Origin of the sequence: Arthrobacter koreensis (genome assembly GCF_009193255.1) — a bacterium.
GTDB classification, from domain to species: Bacteria; Actinomycetota; Actinomycetes; order Actinomycetales; family Micrococcaceae; genus Arthrobacter_B; species Arthrobacter_B koreensis.
Genome location: NZ_WACG01000008.1, coordinates 23,444 through 40,111, shown reverse-complemented (window position 1 = coordinate 40,111; position 16,668 = coordinate 23,444). Strand labels below are relative to the sequence as shown.

20 protein-coding genes are annotated in these 16,668 nt (G+C 67.1%); 11 read left to right on the top strand and 9 right to left on the bottom strand.

Features of this window, described 5'->3' with window-relative positions:
- Positions 1–144 precede the first annotated feature (144 nt).
- The 4 genes from GD628_RS15240 (at position 145) to GD628_RS15225 (ending at position 2,248) form a co-directional block, all read left to right on the top strand.
- On the top strand, positions 145–441 hold the full coding sequence (locus tag GD628_RS15240) for a DUF503 domain-containing protein (RefSeq protein ID WP_152275293.1): 297 nt from the start codon (positions 145–147) through the stop codon (positions 439–441).
- Positions 442–463: 22 nt separating this feature from the next.
- A complete protein-coding gene (locus GD628_RS15235; protein WP_152275292.1) occupies positions 464–865 on the top strand; it encodes a hypothetical protein in 402 nt (133 codons plus the stop codon).
- A gap of 166 nt (positions 866–1,031) precedes the next feature.
- Complete coding sequence (locus GD628_RS15230) at positions 1,032–1,775, top strand: SDR family NAD(P)-dependent oxidoreductase (RefSeq protein WP_152275291.1); 744 nt, start codon at positions 1,032–1,034, stop codon at positions 1,773–1,775.
- Between the two features lie 2 nt (positions 1,776–1,777).
- Positions 1,778–2,248, top strand: coding sequence for a MarR family winged helix-turn-helix transcriptional regulator (locus tag GD628_RS15225; protein WP_152275290.1), 471 nt, complete (start codon positions 1,778–1,780; stop codon positions 2,246–2,248).
- 47 nt (positions 2,249–2,295) lie between these two features.
- On the opposite strand, the gene GD628_RS15220 is transcribed toward GD628_RS15225, so the two are convergent.
- On the bottom strand, positions 2,296–3,972 hold the full coding sequence (locus GD628_RS15220; RefSeq protein ID WP_152275289.1) for a thiamine pyrophosphate-dependent enzyme: 1,677 nt from the start codon (positions 3,970–3,972) through the stop codon (positions 2,296–2,298).
- A gap of 237 nt (positions 3,973–4,209) precedes the next feature.
- Here GD628_RS15220 and GD628_RS15215 point away from each other — a divergent pair, with 237 nt between their 5' ends.
- A complete protein-coding gene (locus GD628_RS15215; RefSeq protein ID WP_152275347.1) occupies positions 4,210–6,603 on the top strand; it encodes a Tex family protein in 2,394 nt (797 codons plus the stop codon).
- Positions 6,604–6,622: 19 nt separating this feature from the next.
- On the opposite strand, the gene GD628_RS15210 is transcribed toward GD628_RS15215, so the two are convergent.
- The 3 genes from GD628_RS15210 to GD628_RS15200 are packed head-to-tail and all read right to left on the bottom strand — an operon-like array spanning position 6,623 to position 8,027.
- On the bottom strand, positions 6,623–6,823 hold the full coding sequence (locus GD628_RS15210) for a hypothetical protein (protein ID WP_152275288.1): 201 nt from the start codon (positions 6,821–6,823) through the stop codon (positions 6,623–6,625).
- Positions 6,824–6,856: 33 nt separating this feature from the next.
- Entirely contained in the window at positions 6,857–7,546 is a 690-nt protein-coding gene (locus GD628_RS15205; protein WP_091607656.1) for an HAD family hydrolase, read from the bottom strand.
- Positions 7,539–8,027 (bottom strand): very short patch repair endonuclease, encoded by a 489-nt coding sequence (locus tag GD628_RS15200; protein ID WP_091607653.1) that lies wholly within the window; start codon positions 8,025–8,027, stop codon positions 7,539–7,541. The genes GD628_RS15205 and GD628_RS15200 overlap by 8 nt, the downstream gene beginning before the upstream one ends.
- Positions 8,028–8,151: 124 nt before the next feature.
- Between GD628_RS15200 and GD628_RS15195 the strand changes: the two genes are divergently transcribed.
- Positions 8,152–9,129 (top strand): asparaginase, encoded by a 978-nt coding sequence (locus GD628_RS15195; protein WP_091607650.1) that lies wholly within the window; start codon positions 8,152–8,154, stop codon positions 9,127–9,129.
- A gap of 124 nt (positions 9,130–9,253) precedes the next feature.
- Positions 9,254–9,490 carry a YegP family protein gene (locus GD628_RS15190; RefSeq protein ID WP_091607647.1) on the top strand — a complete coding sequence of 79 codons (237 nt, stop codon included), beginning with the start codon at positions 9,254–9,256 and terminating at the stop codon, positions 9,488–9,490.
- 77 nt (positions 9,491–9,567) lie between these two features.
- On the opposite strand, the gene GD628_RS16870 is transcribed toward GD628_RS15190, so the two are convergent.
- On the bottom strand, positions 9,568–9,699 hold the full coding sequence (locus GD628_RS16870) for a hypothetical protein (protein ID WP_255300596.1): 132 nt from the start codon (positions 9,697–9,699) through the stop codon (positions 9,568–9,570).
- A 128-nt stretch (positions 9,700–9,827) separates the two neighbouring features.
- Between GD628_RS16870 and GD628_RS15185 the strand changes: the two genes are divergently transcribed.
- Complete coding sequence (locus GD628_RS15185; protein WP_091607644.1) at positions 9,828–11,495, top strand: FAD-binding dehydrogenase; 1,668 nt, start codon at positions 9,828–9,830, stop codon at positions 11,493–11,495.
- 65 nt (positions 11,496–11,560) lie between these two features.
- On the opposite strand, the gene GD628_RS15180 is transcribed toward GD628_RS15185, so the two are convergent.
- The 3 genes from GD628_RS15180 to GD628_RS15170 form a co-directional block, all read right to left on the bottom strand.
- Entirely contained in the window at positions 11,561–12,118 is a 558-nt protein-coding gene (locus tag GD628_RS15180; RefSeq protein ID WP_091607642.1) for a hypothetical protein, read from the bottom strand.
- 176 nt (positions 12,119–12,294) lie between these two features.
- Positions 12,295–13,038, bottom strand: a complete 744-nt coding sequence (locus GD628_RS15175; RefSeq protein ID WP_091607639.1) for an anti-sigma factor — start codon at positions 13,036–13,038, stop codon at positions 12,295–12,297.
- The gene (locus tag GD628_RS15170) at positions 13,035–13,640 is read right to left on the bottom strand and encodes a sigma-70 family RNA polymerase sigma factor (protein ID WP_176697646.1); all 606 of its coding nucleotides are present in this window, start codon (positions 13,638–13,640) and stop codon (positions 13,035–13,037) included. Before GD628_RS15170 ends, GD628_RS15175 begins: the two co-directional genes overlap by 4 nt.
- 228 nt (positions 13,641–13,868) lie before the next feature.
- On the opposite strand from GD628_RS15170, the gene GD628_RS15165 reads away from it, so the two are divergent.
- Both GD628_RS15165 and GD628_RS15160 read left to right on the top strand, forming a co-directional pair.
- Entirely contained in the window at positions 13,869–14,642 is a 774-nt protein-coding gene (locus tag GD628_RS15165) for a hypothetical protein (protein WP_091607636.1), read from the top strand.
- Positions 14,635–15,291 carry a class F sortase gene (locus GD628_RS15160; RefSeq protein WP_226802588.1) on the top strand — a complete coding sequence of 219 codons (657 nt, stop codon included), beginning with the start codon at positions 14,635–14,637 and terminating at the stop codon, positions 15,289–15,291. The genes GD628_RS15165 and GD628_RS15160 overlap by 8 nt, the downstream gene beginning before the upstream one ends.
- Positions 15,292–15,305: 14 nt before the next feature.
- Here GD628_RS15160 and GD628_RS15155 read toward each other — a convergent pair whose 3' ends face one another.
- A complete protein-coding gene (locus GD628_RS15155) occupies positions 15,306–15,911 on the bottom strand; it encodes a GNAT family N-acetyltransferase (protein ID WP_091607633.1) in 606 nt (201 codons plus the stop codon).
- A gap of 100 nt (positions 15,912–16,011) precedes the next feature.
- Here GD628_RS15155 and GD628_RS15150 point away from each other — a divergent pair, with 100 nt between their 5' ends.
- Positions 16,012–16,641: an FMN reductase gene (locus GD628_RS15150; RefSeq protein WP_091607631.1), complete on the top strand. Its 630-nt coding sequence runs from the start codon at positions 16,012–16,014 to the stop codon at positions 16,639–16,641.
- Positions 16,642–16,668: the final 27 nt, after the last annotated feature.

Sequence of the window (16,668 nt, the reverse complement as noted above, 5' to 3'; positions counted from 1 at the left end):
AGCGACGGAGGCGGGAGCTGGGATGGAACGCGCTGTCTGGGGCGGCGTCATGTGTCCGAACGTAGCACCGCAGCAGGGCCCGGTTGAACCCTCCGGGCGCAACCGGCCATTGACAGATCCCCATCCACGGCAAGGATGAATGCCATGTGGACGGGAACCCTTGAGTTCGACCTGCTGCTGGATGACGTACATTCCCTCAAGCAGAAGCGCTCCGTGGTGCGGCCGCTCGTGGCGGAACTGGCACGCAGGTTTGCCGTCTCCGCTGCCGAGACAGGCCAGCTGGATCTGCACCGCAGGGCGGAGATTGGTATCGGGATTGTCTCAGCTGACCGCGCGCACGTGGTGGAGGTGCTGGACAACGCAGAGCGGCTGGTTGCCTACCGTCCTGAAGTGCAGCTGCTCAGCACCCGCCGACGAGTGCTGAGCAGCGAAGACGAGTAGCTGGAGACGGTGGGGGAGAGGCATGGACTTGAGGACGCGGCGCGGACAGGTGGTCACCTTCGCTGTGCTGCCGATGGCGGCAGGGCTTGTGGTTCTCATTACCGGAGCGTTGTTTCCCGTGAGCCTCATGATTGGACTGCTGGTGGTGCTGTCCGTGGCCGCGCAGCGCGGTCTCGGAGGACCGGGGGTGGTTGTTCCAAGAGGCGATCCGCACCGCCGGAGCGCAGTGGCCCGCTGGTGGAACCGGCGCCGGCGCACGGGGTTCTATGCAGCGCTCTCGGTCCTGCTGATGCTTGGCTTCGCCCTGGCCCGTTCTGCGTTCACTGATACATGGGGAGGCGGGGACATCCTGTTTGCCGTGGGGATGGCGCTTCCGCTCTTCGTGATCCTGCGCCCGCCGCCGCGGACCCGAACCCAGGTGTGACGTGCTGGCGCACCGGCGTTCCCATCGCGTGATGCCGGTGTGGGCTGTTGGGACCCCACGGGTGAACTCGTGTCACAGAACGTGGGAAGGGCGGTCGCCCGAAGCGGTGCACCCGGGTATATGCTGTCCGGACGACAGTAAATTGGACCCCCAGAAAGAAGTGGGCATGCTTTTCGAGAACCAGGCAGCACTCGTCACCGCGGCAGGAGCCGGCATTGGCCGGGCCATCGCCCTGCGGCTGGCCGCCGAAGGAGCCGCCGTCGTCGTATCCGACGTCAATGACGAGGCCGGCGCTGAAACCGTAGCGCTCATCGAAGCCGCGGGCGGCGCTGCGGCCTATGTGCACGCAGACGTGTCCAGCCCGGACGAAGTGGGTACGCTCGTTCCCTTTGCCCTGGAAACCTTTGGCCGGTTGGACCTGGCCGTGAACAATGCCGGGGTGGGCACCATGCCAAAACCGGTACAGGAGATCAGCGCCGCGGACTGGGACCGGACCATCAATGTGACTCTTCGGGGGACCTTCCTCGCGCTCCAGGGCCAGATGGCGCACTTCACCGGCCAGGGCCGCGGAGCAATCGTCAACATTGCCTCGCTGGCAGGGATCAGTGCCACGCCAAACCTGACCCCGTACGGTGCAGCCAAGCACGGCGTGGTCTCCCTGACCCGTAGCGTCGCCAAGGAATGCGCTGAGTTGGGTATCCGGGTCAACGCCGTGGCGCCGGGCGCCATTGAAACCGCTGCCCTGGCATCGCTGCCGGAGGATGCCAAGGCCGGCTACGCCGCAGAGATCCCCATGAAGCGGCTGGGACAGCCGGAAGACATCGCCGACGCCGCGGCATTCCTGCTCTCAGACCAGGCATCCTTCATCACCGGTGTTGTGCTGCCGGTAGACGGAGGCACCGAAGCGTAGCTATGGCAACCGAGCAGAATGCAGTACTGATTGAACTCCTGAACCGGCTGCTGGCACAGTGGACGGCCCCCGGCTTCACCACGGCCGTGGCAGCCCGCGAGGGCGTGGTGCTGGACTCTGCCGCGCTGACGCTGCTGTCGATCCTCAACAATTCAGGCGCCCAGCGGCCGTCGGCGCTGAGCGAACGCATGGTCACCGGTGCCTCCAACATTTCCAAGATCACGGCTCGCCTGGAAGAAGCCGGCCTAGTCCGGCGGATGCCGGATCCGGTTGATTCGCGGGCCTCGCTGATAGACCTCACAGAGGCCGGCGCTCAGGCAGGACAAGCGCTGCGGCGTTCCGGGAGTACCCTGGTTGACCTGCTTCTCCAGGGTTGGAGTCCACGGGACCGGGCGGAGCTGGTTCGCCTGCTCACCCGGTTTGAGGCTGAGACCGAAAGGATTGCAAGCGCGCTGCGGGACAGCAGCAGCTAGCCGGCGTCGGTCCCCCGGGCCCAGCGGGGCCCGGGGGAACACCCGGCCTAGTAGGCCTTGACCCGCTGCTCCACGATCAGGTGGATCAGCGCGAACTTGCCCTCTTCGTCGATGGCTTTCAGTGCCGCCTCAACTGCGGCGGGGACATCGGCGTCGTTCTCCACCCGCACGCCGAACCCGCCGAACGCCTGCGCCATCAGCGCGAAGTCCGGGTTCTTCAGCTGGGTGCCGGAGATCCGCTCCGGGTAATGCCGCTCCTGGTGGGTGCGGATGGTGCCGTATTCCTGGTTGTCCATCACCACCACCAGCGGGGTGGCCCCGTACTGTGCCGCCGTGGCAAGCTCCTGGCCATTCATCATGAACTCGCCGTCGCCGGCGATCGTGACCACCCGCCGTCCCGGATGTGCCAGGGACGCGGCGATGGCGGAGGGCACCGAGTAGCCCATTGACCCGTTGCGGGCGCTGAGCATTGAGGCGTAGCGGCGGGTGGGGAAGTAGCGGTGTGCCCAGTTGGTGTGCTCGCCGGCGCCGAGGGTAATCATGGCGTCCTCGGGCAGGGTTGGCACCAGGTTCGCCATCAGGGTGTCCATGCGGGCCTGGCCGGTTGCCGGTTCCGCGGGCGGAAGCGCCGCGAACTTCTCCTGCTCACCGCGCATCCGGGACGTCCACGCCTTCCACTCTTCCTTCACCGGAAGGTCCATCATCACCAGGTCCCGCACAAACACGTCCGGCTTGGCCACAATCTGGTAGGACACGGGGCCGGAGCGCCCGCGCAGCGAAGGATCGATGGTGACGAGGAAGTTCTTCTTCTCCCAGTCCTGGCGAACCACAAAGCCGTCCGTGATCACGTCTCCGGGAACAGTGCCGACGAAGACCAGCAGGTCGGTTTCTTCCAGCAGGTCATAGGTGGGCTTGGGCCGCCCGTAGCCGATGGGACCCACGTAGGACGGGGAGTCGAAGGAGATGGTTCCTTCGCAGCGCCATTCCGCCGCGGCCGGCAGATGGTGCTCTTCCAGCCAGCGGGTCAGGGTATCGGCTCCCTCCTGCGTCCAGTCGTTGCCGCCGGTGACGAACAGTGGCTTGTCCGCTTCCTTGAGAGCGGACTGCAGCGCCTTCCAATCGGTGACGGTCATGCCGCCGGGCGCTACCGGAATCGGCGGATGGAGGGATGCGGAGACTTCCTTGCGGATGATGTCTTCGGGCAGGCCGACGACGACGGGGCCGGGACGCCCGCTCATGGCGGCGAAGAACGCTTCGGCCACGATCTCGGACGCGCGCTCCGGATGGTCCAGCACCATGACGCGCTTGGCTCCGGTGCTGAACCAGGCCTTGATGTCGAACTCCTGGAACGCCTCCCGGTCCCGGTGCTCGAAGGGAATCAGCCCCACGAAGAGCACCATGGGCGTGGAATCCTGCCAGGCAGTGTGCAGCCCCACGTGCGCGTTCGCCGCACCCGGCCCGCGGGTCACCATCGCGACGCCGGGAAGCTGGTTCATCTTGCCGTCCGCTTCCGCCATGTAGGCGGCACCGCCCTCGTGCCGGCAGACCACGGTTTCGATGGGACTGTTGTGCAGGCCGTCCAGGACGTCGAGGAAGCTCTCTCCGGGCACAACATAGGTGCGCTTGACGCCGTGGGCAATGAGGGAATCGACAATGACATGGCCGGCGCTCTTCACCTCCGGCTCTCGGGCAGCGGGAGGGGCGAGCGGTGCAGGCTGAGTCATCTTCGACCTTTCGTCATTGAAACGTTGAACTGCCGTCCATCCTCGGGGCGTCCGGCATCCCTATGTTCTACCCCATGGGTGCTTCCGTTCCGCAGATCATGTGCCAATGTGTCAGAAGGGGTCCTGCCGCCAGGCACGCCGTCCGGGTTCGGGGTTGGCCGCCTGGTCCGGTCATGGGGAAGAATTGGGCAGGTGAGTCCCGCCAACGCCCCGCAGCCCGCCCGCCAGTCCGCTGACATGTCCGCCGGTGCCGATGCCGCAGCCCGGATCTACGCCCAGATCGCCGCCGAACTGGGGGTGGCTCCCTGGCAGGTGCGTGCCGCCGTCGAGCTCCTGGACAGTGGTTCCACCGTTCCGTTCATTGCCCGCTACCGCAAGGAAGCAACCGGAACCCTGGATGACACGCAGCTGCGCGAACTCGACGAGCGGCTGCGGTACCTGCGTGAACTTTCCGAACGCCGCCGCGCCGTCCTGGAGGCGATCGAAGCCCAGGGCAAGCTCACCGCTGAGCTTCGTGCGGCCGTTGAATCGGCGGAGACGAAGTCCCGGCTGGAGGACATCTACCTTCCGTACAAGACCAAACGGCGTACCAAGGCCCAGATTGCCCGCGAAGCCGGGCTGGAGCCGCTGGCCGATGCGCTGCTGGCCAACCCGGCGCTGGACCCCGAAGCCGAAGCCGGCCGGTACGTGAACGAAGCGGTTCCCGACGCCGCAGAAGCCCTGGCCGGTGCCCGCGCCATCCTGGTTGAACGTGCCGGGCAGGACGCCGACCTGCTGACCGAAGCGCGTGAGAAGCTCTGGAAGCAGGGCCGGCTGCGCTCGCAGGTCAGGGCCGGAAGGGAAGCCGAGGGGCAGAAGTACTCCGACTACTTCGACTTCTCCCAGTCTCCGTCCGGAATGCCGTCCCACCGCGTGCTGGCACTGCTCCGCGCCGAGAAGGAAGGCATCCTGGAACTGGGACTGGCCGAGGCTGATCCGGCGGACGCCGAGGCCCTGGCTGCTGCCCGGCAGCGCTTCGAGAACTCCGTTGCCTTCCGGCTGGGTGCTGCCGCTGCCGGGGGACCTGCCGGCGCGTGGCTGCAGCAGACTGTCCAGCTGGCGTGGCGCCGCATCCTCGCCAAACTTTCAGTAGACCTGCGGGTCCGCCTGTTCCAGGACGCCGAAGCGGAGGCAGTTCGGGTGTTCGCGGCGAACCTGCGCGATGTGCTGCTGGCCGCGCCCGCCGGGAACCGGGCCACCCTTGGCCTGGATCCCGGCCTGCGCACCGGTGTCAAAGTGGCCGTGGTGGACGGGACCGGCAAGGTCACGGCCACGGACACCGTCTATCCGCATGCGCCGGCCCGCAAGTGGGACGGGGCCCTGGTGCGCCTCGCGGACCTGGTGAAGAAGCACCGGGTGGAGCTCGTGGCCATCGGCAACGGCACGGCCTCCCGGGAAACTGACAAGCTGGCCACCGAACTGATCCGCCTGCTGCCGGACGCCAAACTGGAGAAGCTGGTGGTTTCCGAAGCCGGTGCGTCGGTCTACTCCGCGTCGGCCCTGGCGGCCGCCGAACTGCCGGGCATGGACGTCTCCCTGCGCGGTGCGGTCTCGATTGCCCGCAGGCTGCAGGATCCGCTGGCCGAACTGGTGAAGATTGATCCCAAGTCCATCGGCGTGGGCCAGTACCAGCATGACGTCACGGCAGCGAAGCTGGACCGGTCCCTGGATGCCGTCGTTGAAGACTGCGTCAACGCCGTGGGCGTGGACGTGAACACCGCGTCTCCGGCGCTGCTGAGCCGTGTTGCCGGCGTCGGGCCCCTGCTGAGCGAAAACATTGTGGCCCACCGTAACGCCAATGGACCGTTCGCCCGCCGAAAGGACCTCCTGAAGGTGCCCCGGCTGGGGTCCAAGGCCTTCGAGCAGTGCGCCGGCTTCCTGCGGATCACCGGGGGCAGCGAGCCGCTGGACGCGTCCAGCGTGCACCCTGAATCCTATGGAATCGCCCGCCGGATCCTGGCTGCGGCCAAGGCCGACATGACGCCTTCCGGTGCGGAGCTCACGGGCCTGGACCCGGCCGAATTCGTGGATGAGTCCACCGGCCTGCCCACCGTCCTGGACATCCTCTCAGAGCTGCGCAAACCCGGCCGTGACCCGCGGCCGGCGTTCAAGACCGCCACCTTCTCCGAAGGCATCGAGAAGATCGCGGACCTGCGTCCGGGCATGGTGCTCGACGGCGTGGTCACCAATGTGGCGGCCTTCGGTGCGTTCGTGGACATCGGAGTCCACCAGGACGGGCTGGTCCACATCTCCGCGATGTCCTCATCCTTCGTTTCCGACCCGCACGACGTCGTGAAGTCGGGCCAGGTGGTCAAGGTCAAGGTGATGGAAGCAGATCCGGAACGGAAGCGGATCTCGCTCAGCCTCCGCCTGGATGACGACGCCCCGGCACCGGGTGCCGCCGCCGGGCAGGGCAGCGCCCGTGGTTCCCGGCCCCAGGGCAAACGGCCGCAGCCAAGCGGCCAGGGCGGGCGGAACGCGCAGGGCGGTGCAAAGCCCCGGGGCGGCACGGCGGGCAACGCGCCGCGCCGGCCCCAGGCGGGACCGGACAGCGCCATGGCAGATGCGCTGCGCCGGGCCGGCCTGGCCTAGCCCCGGGACCTGCAGCCGTTCAGTCCGCGGAGGGGATGTCTTCCTCGCCGGTAGGGGGCACGGTACCTGCCGCATGGGTGCCCTGTTCTTCACGGATGTTTCCGGCCGATTCGTCGCTGCTGCCCGGCGTCCGGGGTGAACCGGTGGGCTCCGGCTGCGGGGCGCTTGGGCCCAGGGGATCCTCGGCGTCGTTGGCCGGTCCGGTGGGTTCTGTAGTCATAGCGTGTCCTTTCGTCGTTGCCTGGATGCGGGCCTAGGCCCTCTGGGCAGGGCCGAGCAGGCTGTCCTGCAGGTTCTCCAGCAGGTCCCGCGGGGACTCGAAGACCTGTTCGGCTCCGGCGTCGCGCAGCTCGGCTTCGCTGGTCCCTCCGCAGGTCAGGCCGATAGTGGGGATCCCCAGGGCAGCGGCAGATTTCACGTCCCATACCGAGTCGCCCACGAAGACGGTGGCGCCGGCTTCCAGCTCTGCCGAATCCAGTGCCGCCTGGAGGATGTCCGGAGCGGGTTTGCTCTCTTCGGCATCGGAGGAACTGGTGGCAGAGGTGATCGCGTCGTCGGCGTCGATCGCCTGGCGGAGAGCCTGCAGTTCCGGTTCCGAAGCGGAGGAAGCCAGAACGACGGCGAGGTCCCGGGACGCGCAGGCACGCAGCAGGTCAGCGGCGCCGTCGAACGCCCGCAGCGCAGGCCAGGAGGTGGAGAAGATTGCTCCGTGGCTTGAATCGAGCTTTTCCTCGACCTCGGGTTCGGGATCACCGCCCAGCAGATGGCCAATGAGCTTGTCTCCGCCCATGCCGATCGCCCGGTGGATGTTGGCCATGGGAATGTCATAGTCCAGGCGGCGGAACGCCTGCCACCACGCCACGGTATGCAGGTAGTTGGAGTCCACCAGGGTGCCGTCCACGTCAAAGAGCACGCCGCGCAGCGAGCGTGAGTCCTTAGTCATCAGATATCCCTTGGGTTGGGTGCAGTGTGTCTGCTGAGTCTACCGAGGCTGGTTGGCCGGGCGGTCCGAGGAAAGCGGCCAGCTCTGTTTCCAGGGCGGAGGGGTCGCGGAGCTCGCACTCCCACACCACCAGCGCCTCCCAGCCGGCGGACGCCAGCGCCCGGAGCGCTGCCGCGTCCCGCTCCACCGTGCGGGCCCGCTTGGCCGCCCAGAACTCGGGGTTGGTAGCCGGTGCGTGGGTGCCTGCGGGGCAGGAGTGCGTGTGCCAAAAACAGCCGTTGACGAAGATGACCTTGCGCCGGCCAGCGAACACCAGATCCGGCTTGCCGGGCAGGGAGCCGCCGGCGGCCGCTCCGTGCAGGCGGAAGCGGTAACCGGAACGGTGCAGGAGGCGGCGGACCTTGAGCTCGGGCTTGGTGTTCTTGGAACGGATCCGGGACATGTTGCGGCTGCGCTGTTCCGCGGAAACCGTATCTGCCATGCCGTCAGTCTAGGTCCCTTCACTGGTTTGCCCGCCGGTGCCGCCGGAAGCGGAGGTCTCCTAGCCAACCGGTGCGGGGCAGGCATATGTTGGCTGTGGTGACCGGCGAGAGGACTGTTGTTCCATGGCCCACATCAAAATCTTGGCGACCGGAGGGACCATTGCGTCACGTACCGGCCGGGACGGTGCAGCGTCGGCTGGACGCGCCGAAGACATCGCGGCCTCCCTGTCCGGGCGGCACAGCTATTCCGTCCAGGACATAACCAACGCCAACAGTTTCCGGCTGCGTTTGGCGGACGTGCGGATCATTGCGGAAGCGGTCCGTGCTGCCGTGGCGGATGACGCCGTCGACGGCGTTGTGGTCACCCACGGCACCGACACCATGGAGGAGACGGCCTTTGCGCTGGACCTGGTGCACGATTCCCCCAAACCGGTGGTCTTCACCGGTGCGCAGCGCCCGGCGGACAGCCCCGTCGCTGACGGCCCGGCCAATCTGGAAGAAGCCGTAACTGCCGCTGCGGCGGCCGGACTGCGTAACGCAGGCGTGCTGATTTCCTTCGCCGGCCAGGTCCAGTCAGCGCGCGGAGCCAGGAAAGTCCACACCGTGGCCGCCAACCCGTTCGCCGGGGGAGTGGAGGTGGCTCACTTCGTCGCCGGGACGCTGCATGTCACGGCCATTCCCGTCCGCCCCGCGCCGCTTCCCATGCCGGGCGAGGACTTCGACAACGCCCGCGTGGAAATCATCGTCTGCGCCCTCGGCACGGGTCCGGAGCTTTTCAACCACGCCGTCCACACCGGAGCCAGCGCTATTGTCCTGGCCGGAACGGGAATGGGCAACGCCGGCGAGGGGTTTGCGGAAGCGGTGCAGGACGCGGTGCACGGAGGCTGCCCGGTGGTCCTGTGCACCCGGGTGCCTGCCGGCCCGGTGGTTCCTGCGTACGGCGCCGGCGGCGGCTTGGACCTGGTCCGCGCCGGTGCCATTCCGGGAGGGGATCTTGCGCCGGTGCAGGCCAGGATGCTGGCCGCCCTGCTGACGTCCCTGCCGGCCACCCAGGAGGAAATCCTCCAGGCCCTGACCACCGGAACATCGCGCAGCCGCTAGCCCCCGGCCTCCAAGGTCTCGATCCTGCATCGGCAGTCCACAGTTGCTGCGGAGGGGGTCCCAAAATCACTAAGTCGGCTTAGTATTAACCGCACTGAAGGTACCCCTTACAAGGAGGTAAGAGATGTCGGGCTACTTCAAGCTGGTTGACGCCCACGACGGCGCTTTCCGAATCAAGCTCATTTCCGGCGACGGAGCGCTCATGGCAGTGTCCGCGATGTTCCCCACCAAGGAAGCTGCGGCTGCGGGCATTGAGCAACTGAGGGAGATCGCCGGGACCGGGCCGGTCGTGGACCACAGCAAGGATGCCGATGTCGTGGCAGACGCCAAACGCAATACAGGCAGGGCCAAAGCATCCTGACCCAACCCTGCCCGAGGTCTTTCCGGAAGAGGCCTTTCGTTCCCGGCTCCCTTAGCACCGGGAACGAAAGGCCTCTCCTATGACTGGCCCTCGTCGCCTTCCGCAGCGTTCTGGGCATGGTCCCTCGAAGAGTCAGCGTGGGACGTCTCTTCGCCTTCCGAGGGTTCCTCGTTGTGAGTCCGGTTTTCGTCATTCGGGGTAGTGCTCATGAGTGCCTCCATGGCTGGTTTACGGCAACTGCCTTTCCAGTCTAGGAACCTGCCTGCGCTCCCAACAGGGTCTGCGGGGCCGGGAACATCCCTAGGCAGCGGATGCATCTGCCGGTAGCGTTTGCCGGATGCAGCCAAGAGACGCGGATGTCATTGTGGTGGGTGCCGGCCTTGCCGGCCTGGTAGCCGCTGCCGAGCTGGTGGACGCCGGCCGGTCGGTGATCCTGCTGGAGCAGGAGGGGGAGCAAGGGCTGGGAGGCCAAGCCTGGTGGTCCTTTGGCGGCCTCTTCTTCGTGGATTCCCCGGAGCAGCGCCGCCTCCGAGTCAGGGATTCAGTGGAGCTTGCCTGGCAGGACTGGCAGGGGACGGCTGGCTTTGACCGCGAGGAGGATTACTGGCCGCGCCGCTGGGCGGAGGCTTACGTCAATTTTGCGGCGGGCGAGAAACGGGCCTGGCTGCATCAGCTGGGACACCGCGTCTTCCCCGTGGTTGGCTGGGCGGAACGCGGCGGCTACGGCGCCAGCGGTCCCGGCAACTCCGTGCCCCGCTTCCACATCACCTGGGGAACCGGGCCCGGTATTACCGCACCGTTTGTGGCCAAGGTGCGCTCCGGCGTCGAGAGCGGCCTGGTGCGGCTGGCGTGCAATCACCGGATGGAATCACTGGTCAGCACTGCGGGCACCGTAACCGGAGTGCGCGGGACAGTCCTGGAGCGGACGACGACGCCGCGCGGCCGGGCTGCGGAGCGCGCCACGGTGGGTGAATTCGAATTCTCTGCCGGCGCCGTCGTCGTGACAACCGGTGGTATTGGCGGCGACCATGACCTGGTGCGCGCCGCCTGGCCCCAGCGGCTCGGCGCACCGCCCACGGCGATGCTGAGCGGGGTTCCGGGACATGTGGACGGACGCGGGATCAGGGCGTCGCAGGATGCCGGGGGACGGGTGATCAACCCGGACCGGATGTGGCATTACGTGGAGGGAATTAAGAACTGGAACCCGGTGTGGCCGAATCACGGCATCCGGATTCTTCCCGGGCCGTCCTCGCTGTGGCTCGACGCCACCGGGAAGCGGCTGCCGGGCCCGCTCTTTCCTGGGTTCGACACTCTCGGGACGCTCCAGCACCTGCGCGGCACGGGGTACGACTACAGCTGGTTCGTCCTGAACAAGGCGATCATCCGGAAGGAATTCGCGCTTTCGGGCTCGGAACAGAATCCGGACCTGACCGGCAAATCCCTGCGCGGAGTGCTGGGCCGGGCCACCGCGGATGTACCGGGGCCGGTGCAGAAGTTCCTCGACCACGGAGAGGACTTCCTCGCGGCCGGCAGCGTTCCGGAACTGGTGGCGGCCATGAACGAGCTGGCCAAGTCCTCGACGGACGGGAAGGCGCCGGTGCTCTCGGCGGAGTCAGTCCTTGCGGAGCTTCAGGCCCGTGACCGGGAGATCGCCAACCCCTTTAGCAAGGATGCTCAGATTACGGCCATTCGCGGGGCGCGGACCTATCTGGGGGACCGGCTGATCCGTACGGCCGCCCCGCGGCCCATCCTGGATCCCAAGGACGGACCGTTGATCGCGGTGCGGCTGTCCGTGCTGACCCGCAAGACCCTGGGCGGGCTCGAAACCGATCTGGACTCGCGGGTGCTGGGAGCCGACGGCATCCCCGTCCCGGGCCTGTTTGCGGCCGGGGAAGCCGCCGGGTTCGGCGGTGGCGGGATGCACGGGTACCGGTCGCTGGAGGGAACCTTCCTGGGAGGCTGCCTCTTCAGCGGCCGCGCAGCCGGACGGGCGGCCGCCCGCTGACGCTTCCGGGAGACAGCGAAGGGGCCGGCACCTCTCGGTACCGGCCCCTTCGCTGTTCGTGGAGGCTAGGCTCCCGGGTTGTATTTCTTGAACTGGCGGTAGGCCTTGGAGCCGTTGAAGTACTCGGTGGACGGCTTCATCCACAGCATGATGACCGCAGCCACCGGCAGCACGATGCCGAGAACCGTGAGCACGGCCATCAGCGAGCCGGCGGTGGTGAGGTTGGCCAGGCCGAACAGGCCCAGGACGGCGAAGACGGTGGCGACGATGCGTGCCCAGTTGTAGCCCTTACGGACGAACAGCGCGACCAGCACGGCGACGGCGATGCTGACGACAGCGAAGAAAATCGACAGTGCGGTACTGAACGCGATAACCGCGTCGAGCTCGGAAGCGCTAATGGCAACGGCGCTCGTCTCCACGAGCGAGTTCCGGAAGTCGTCGGAGTTCATCCAGGAGAGTGTTACCGGGATGCTGATTGCTGAGACAACGGCCGCTGCGATCAGCAGCCAGAAGCCAAGGTCAACCTGCTTGGGACGCACCGGTGCTGCCGGCGCTGCCGCGGGCTGGTTGCCGGCGTAGGCGTTGTAGCTGTAGTTGTTTGCCGGAGGCTGCTGCTCGGACATAGTTCCCCTCATAAGTGTCTGCGATGCGGTTTTGTGCCGGCGGCTGCAGGGTCCGCCGGCGCATGACCAAGCCAGCCTAGCCGGAGGATGCCGTTCCGTCCTCCCCAATAAGGCTGAAATTGTCGGTGTGGTTTCCGGAGCGCACTGCACCGCAAGGACTAAGAAACCGGCTGGGCTCAGATTTCCGCCGCAGCCACCAGCGGGAAGGTTGGCGTCGTCGAACCGCCGGACGGCTCGATCGTCAGTGCCACGGTCCCGGCACGGGAGACCTCCCCGTTGAGCCACACCCGGACGTCGCCTCCGCCGAAATGCACGTCAGGGATGGGGGTGCCGTCTTCGAGCAGCCACAGCTGGTACTCGCGGTCCGCACCCGGATCAGGGAGGTTTCCGGCCAGGAACAGGGCAGCGTCTTCTTGTTCTGAAAGGAGCAGCGTCGTCGGCTGCCCGTCCACCTCAAGGTTCTGGACGGCAAGATCCGGCGCGGCCAGGAGACGGTCCTCGCGGTCCTGCTGCTGCTGCGCCTGCTGCTGGCGCTGCTCGGACTGCACACCCAGCGCCCAGCCGGCCAGGCCCGCGGCCGGGAGCAGCAGGGCTGAGGCTGCGGCGGCCAGCAGTACGCGGCGGCGCCGGCGGTGGAGGGGAGCCCGGGTTGGCGCTGCCGGCCGGATGCGGGTCACTTGCGCCTGGCGGGTTCCGTGAATCGATGCGAGGACTGATGAACGCAGCTCCGCGGGAGGCTCCTGCTCGGTAGCGGCGGCCAGATGGGCGGACACGTCAGCGAAGTCGGCGACCTCGGACCGGCAGCGGGCGCAGCCGGCAAGGTGTTCTTCGAATGCGGCCCGCTCCGCCGGCTCGAGGGCGTCGATGGCGAAAAGCGGTGCAAGTTCGTGCAGCCCGCTGCCGGAATGCTGGTTGTTCATCGCCGTCCCCCCAGGGCAGATCTCAGGTTGTTCAAGCCGTCCCGTATCCGGGCCTTTGCCGTCCCGAGCGGAATGTTCAGCGCGCGGGCAACCTCCTGGTGGGTGCAGCCTTCGTAATATGCTAGGGCAACCGCCTCACGCTGGAGCGGGCTGAGCGTTCCAAGCCCGTCCCGCACTTCCTGGACTGCCATGGACTGCTCCACCTGCTCCCAGGTCTGGTCTGCCGCCGTCGTCGGGCGCTGATCCTCATACGTTTGCTCACGGTTCCGTTCGCTCGCCACCTGGCGAACCCGGTCCACGGCCCTGCGGTGGGCCAGGGTGCAGAGCCAGCCCAGGACTGATCCCCGGGACGGAGCGAAACGCCCTGATTGTTCCCAGGCCATGAGATAGACCTCCTGCACCACCTCGGCAGCAATTTCGGGAGAACGGGTTACCCGTACTGCTAAACCGTAAACCCTGGCGGACGTGGCATCGTACAGGTCCGCAAAGGCGGCCTCATCTCCGCCCGCACTGCGGCGCACCAGATCGGCCAGGTCCGGAACCGTCCGGCCCAGCACGGGAACGCCGAACTGGTCGCCCGGCGCTGTACCCGGCTCAGTCATCGGCTTGCACTGCTCATCCCTTTCAGCGGCGGCGTCCACGGCTGAGGTCCGCGGACACACTCAGGTGGTGAACTCTGCCATACCGGGAGGCCCGTGTGCCAGCCGGATCCGCTTTCCCCTCAGCCGGGAAAAAAATTCCTGATCCGGACCCATCCGGATGCCGTCCGGCTCCGAACTCCTTGTGCATTCACACCGATTTACCGACTCAGCAGATGAAGGAAACCGATCATGAATACGAAGCTGCGGCTGCTCGCCGTTCCCACCCTTGCACTTGGTGCCCTTGCTCTTTCCGCAACGCCGTCGTTCGCCCACGGACCGGATTCATGGTCCGGCCAGGCAACCCTCAACAGCATGAACAACTCGGGCACCACCGGCCAGGCGATGGTGGAGGTGCACGGGACTGAAGCCAAAGTGACCGTCAACGTTACCGGCGCGGCGGAGACCTTCATGGACGGCCCCTTCCCGCACGCCCAGCACATCCACATTGCCGCACAGGGCGTCTGCCCCGGCCCGGACGCGGATACCGACGGCGACGGCGTCGTCAACACCACCGAGGGGCATCCCTTCTACGGTCACATCGGCACCTCGCTGACCACCGAGGGTGATACCAGTGCGGACTCGGGCCTTGCCGTCGAGCGATTCCCCGGCGGATCGGCGTACAACTACGAGCGGACCTTCGAAGTAAACCCGGAGACCGCCCAGTCACTGGAAAACGGCACGGCAGTTGTGGTGGTCCACGGCGTTGATCCGTCCAAGATGCCGGAGGCAGCAGCCGCGAAGATGTCGGACCTGGACCCGTCCCTGCCTGCCGCGGCAACCCTGCCGGCAGCCTGCGGAACCCTGGCCGTTTCCCAGATGGGCGCCATGCCCGAAGGCGGCGCTGACACCGGCGTCGAAACCGCCGGCGCAGTAGACGGAACCACCCTGGCAGCAGCCGGTGCGGGTGCCGGAGTACTGGCCCTGGCCGGAGCCGTGCTGGCCCGCCGCCGCGCCCGTGGCTAAGGACTCAGCGATCCACAGCGGACGCCGCGCAGGATTGATCTCCTGCGCGGCGTCCCTGCTGCTGGTGCTGGGTGCCTGCTCAGCGGCACCGGCACCGGATGCGCCGTCCTCCGCTGCAGCCTCCTCCGCTGCGCCGTCGTCCGCGGCAGCCGTTCCGGCACCGGCACCCTCCGGCCCCGGCACGGAGACTCCCGCACCGGTTTCGCTTCCGCAGAGCCTTGCGATCCCGGCCACCGGAACACAGGGCGACCTGCTGCATCTGGGGCTCCGAGAGGACGGCTCGCTGGAGGTTCCGCCGGAAGGCCCGGGCGCTCCGGCCAGCTGGTATTCAGGTTCTCCGGCACCCGGTCAGCCGGGCCCGGCGGTACTGCTCGGGCATGTGAACGCAACCGGTGGCGGGCCGGGCGTTTTCGCGGACCTGCGCGCCCTGGTGCCCGGGGACGTTGTGGAAGTGGGACGGCAGGATGGCTCTACCGTGGAGTTCACGGTTGAGCGTGCCGAACAGTATGGGAAGGACAGTTTTCCCACCCTGGAGGTGTACGGCAATACCGCCGGCCCGGAACTGCGGCTGATCACCTGCGACGGTTTCGACCCGGCGACGGGAACGTTCGATGACAACTACGTTGTGTACGCTGCGATGCGCGGCTGAGCCCTGGCCGCGTCCTAGCCGAGTTCGCGGCGGAGCCGGTGCCTGAGGCCCAGCCGGACCGATGACCATTCGCCTTCCAGGATCGAGAACACCACCACGTCGCGGCGGGAGCCGTCCAGCCACAGTTCGTTCGAGCGCAGGACGCCATCCTGCTTGGCGCCGAGACGGGCGATCGCCGCCCGGGACGCGTGGTTATGCCAGTGGGTGCGGAATTCGACGGCGATGCAGTCCAGGTCCTCGAAGGCGCGGGAGAGCAGCAGGTACTTCGCCTCTGCGTTGATCGACGTCCGCTGGGCGCTGGCCGCCAGCCAGGTTGAGCCAATCTCCACCCGGCGGTGTTCCGCCTTGATGTTCATGTAGGTAGTCATGCCGCACAGTGCACCGGTGTCCAGGCGGCGGATCGCCCACGGGGCCATGCTGCCGGCGGCCTGCTGCTGCAGCCGGGACTCCACTTCCGCTGCCATTGCGTCCGGGGCGGGAATGCGGGTGTACCAGAGGTTCCACAGTTCCCCGTCTCGAACGGCGTCGGTCAGCTCCGGGATGTGCTCGGGGGACAGGGGCTCCAGCCGGACAGTGCTGCCCTCGAGCACCACGGGGATGGACAACGGATTCGCATGCATGGATTCATCCTAGGTAGGGAAGGGAATTATTACGGGGCATGCACCGTTGCCGAGATAGATGCAATAACATGTATCTATTGGATGTAAGGAAGGTGCCGTTGTGGCCGAACGCAGGATTGTTGCAGTAACCGCCGGACTGGGAGTGCCGTCCTCCAGCCGAATGCTGGCGGACCAGCTGGGTGCGGCGGCCCAGGACCGCCTCCGGGAGCTGGGGCACGACGCCGTCGTCACTACGTACGAACTGCGCGAGTACGCCGTTGACATCGCCAATGCCATGGTTTCCGGTTACGCGGCGCCGAAGCTTGAAACCCTGTTCAACGAAGTCGCGGACGCCGACGCGCTGATTGCGGTGTCACCGGTCTTCAGTGCCTCCATGAGCGGCCTCTTCAAGTCCTTCTTCGACGTCATGGACAAGGACGCCCTGGATGGAAAGCCCGTCCTGGCCGGAGCCACCGGAGGAAGCGCACGGCACTCCATGGTGCTGGACTTCGCGCTGCGTCCGCTCTTTGCCTACCTGCGGGCGCGGGTGGCTCCCACCGCCGTCTACGCCGCTCCGGATGACTGGGGCGCCGGCAGCGACGGGGTTTCCGCACTCGATGACCGCGTCCGGCGTGCCGCAGCGGAGCTCGTGGCCCTGCTTGGTGACGCCCCGGTTGACCGGCCTTCCCGCAGCACGGGTGAGTCGCTGCCATTCGAGCAGCTGCTGGCACAGATCCAGCCCCGAGGCTAACCGGAGGCCGCCCGAGGGACTCGTGGA

Excerpts from the sequence above, each read along its gene's own strand:
- GD628_RS15240 (WP_152275293.1), top strand. The coding sequence starts at position 145 with ATGTGGACGGGAACCCTTGAGTTCGACCTGCTGCTGGATGACGTACAT.
- GD628_RS15235 (WP_152275292.1), top strand. The coding sequence starts at position 464 with ATGGACTTGAGGACGCGGCGCGGACAGGTGGTCACCTTCGCTGTGCTG.
- GD628_RS15230 (WP_152275291.1), top strand. The coding sequence starts at position 1,032 with ATGCTTTTCGAGAACCAGGCAGCACTCGTCACCGCGGCAGGAGCCGGC.
- GD628_RS15225 (WP_152275290.1), top strand. The coding sequence starts at position 1,778 with ATGGCAACCGAGCAGAATGCAGTACTGATTGAACTCCTGAACCGGCTG.
- GD628_RS15220 (WP_152275289.1), bottom strand. The coding sequence starts at position 3,972 with ATGACTCAGCCTGCACCGCTCGCCCCTCCCGCTGCCCGAGAGCCGGAG.
- GD628_RS15215 (WP_152275347.1), top strand. The coding sequence starts at position 4,210 with ATGTCCGCCGGTGCCGATGCCGCAGCCCGGATCTACGCCCAGATCGCC.
- GD628_RS15210 (WP_152275288.1), bottom strand. The coding sequence starts at position 6,823 with ATGACTACAGAACCCACCGGACCGGCCAACGACGCCGAGGATCCCCTG.
- GD628_RS15205 (WP_091607656.1), bottom strand. The coding sequence starts at position 7,546 with ATGACTAAGGACTCACGCTCGCTGCGCGGCGTGCTCTTTGACGTGGAC.
- GD628_RS15200 (WP_091607653.1), bottom strand. The coding sequence starts at position 8,027 with ATGGCAGATACGGTTTCCGCGGAACAGCGCAGCCGCAACATGTCCCGG.
- GD628_RS15195 (WP_091607650.1), top strand. The coding sequence starts at position 8,152 with ATGGCCCACATCAAAATCTTGGCGACCGGAGGGACCATTGCGTCACGT.
- GD628_RS15190 (WP_091607647.1), top strand. The coding sequence starts at position 9,254 with ATGTCGGGCTACTTCAAGCTGGTTGACGCCCACGACGGCGCTTTCCGA.
- GD628_RS16870 (WP_255300596.1), bottom strand. The coding sequence starts at position 9,699 with ATGAGCACTACCCCGAATGACGAAAACCGGACTCACAACGAGGAACCC.
- GD628_RS15185 (WP_091607644.1), top strand. The coding sequence starts at position 9,828 with ATGCAGCCAAGAGACGCGGATGTCATTGTGGTGGGTGCCGGCCTTGCC.
- GD628_RS15180 (WP_091607642.1), bottom strand. The coding sequence starts at position 12,118 with ATGTCCGAGCAGCAGCCTCCGGCAAACAACTACAGCTACAACGCCTAC.
- GD628_RS15175 (WP_091607639.1), bottom strand. The coding sequence starts at position 13,038 with ATGAACAACCAGCATTCCGGCAGCGGGCTGCACGAACTTGCACCGCTT.
- GD628_RS15170 (WP_176697646.1), bottom strand. The coding sequence starts at position 13,640 with ATGACTGAGCCGGGTACAGCGCCGGGCGACCAGTTCGGCGTTCCCGTG.
- GD628_RS15165 (WP_091607636.1), top strand. The coding sequence starts at position 13,869 with ATGAATACGAAGCTGCGGCTGCTCGCCGTTCCCACCCTTGCACTTGGT.
- GD628_RS15155 (WP_091607633.1), bottom strand. The coding sequence starts at position 15,911 with ATGCATGCGAATCCGTTGTCCATCCCCGTGGTGCTCGAGGGCAGCACT.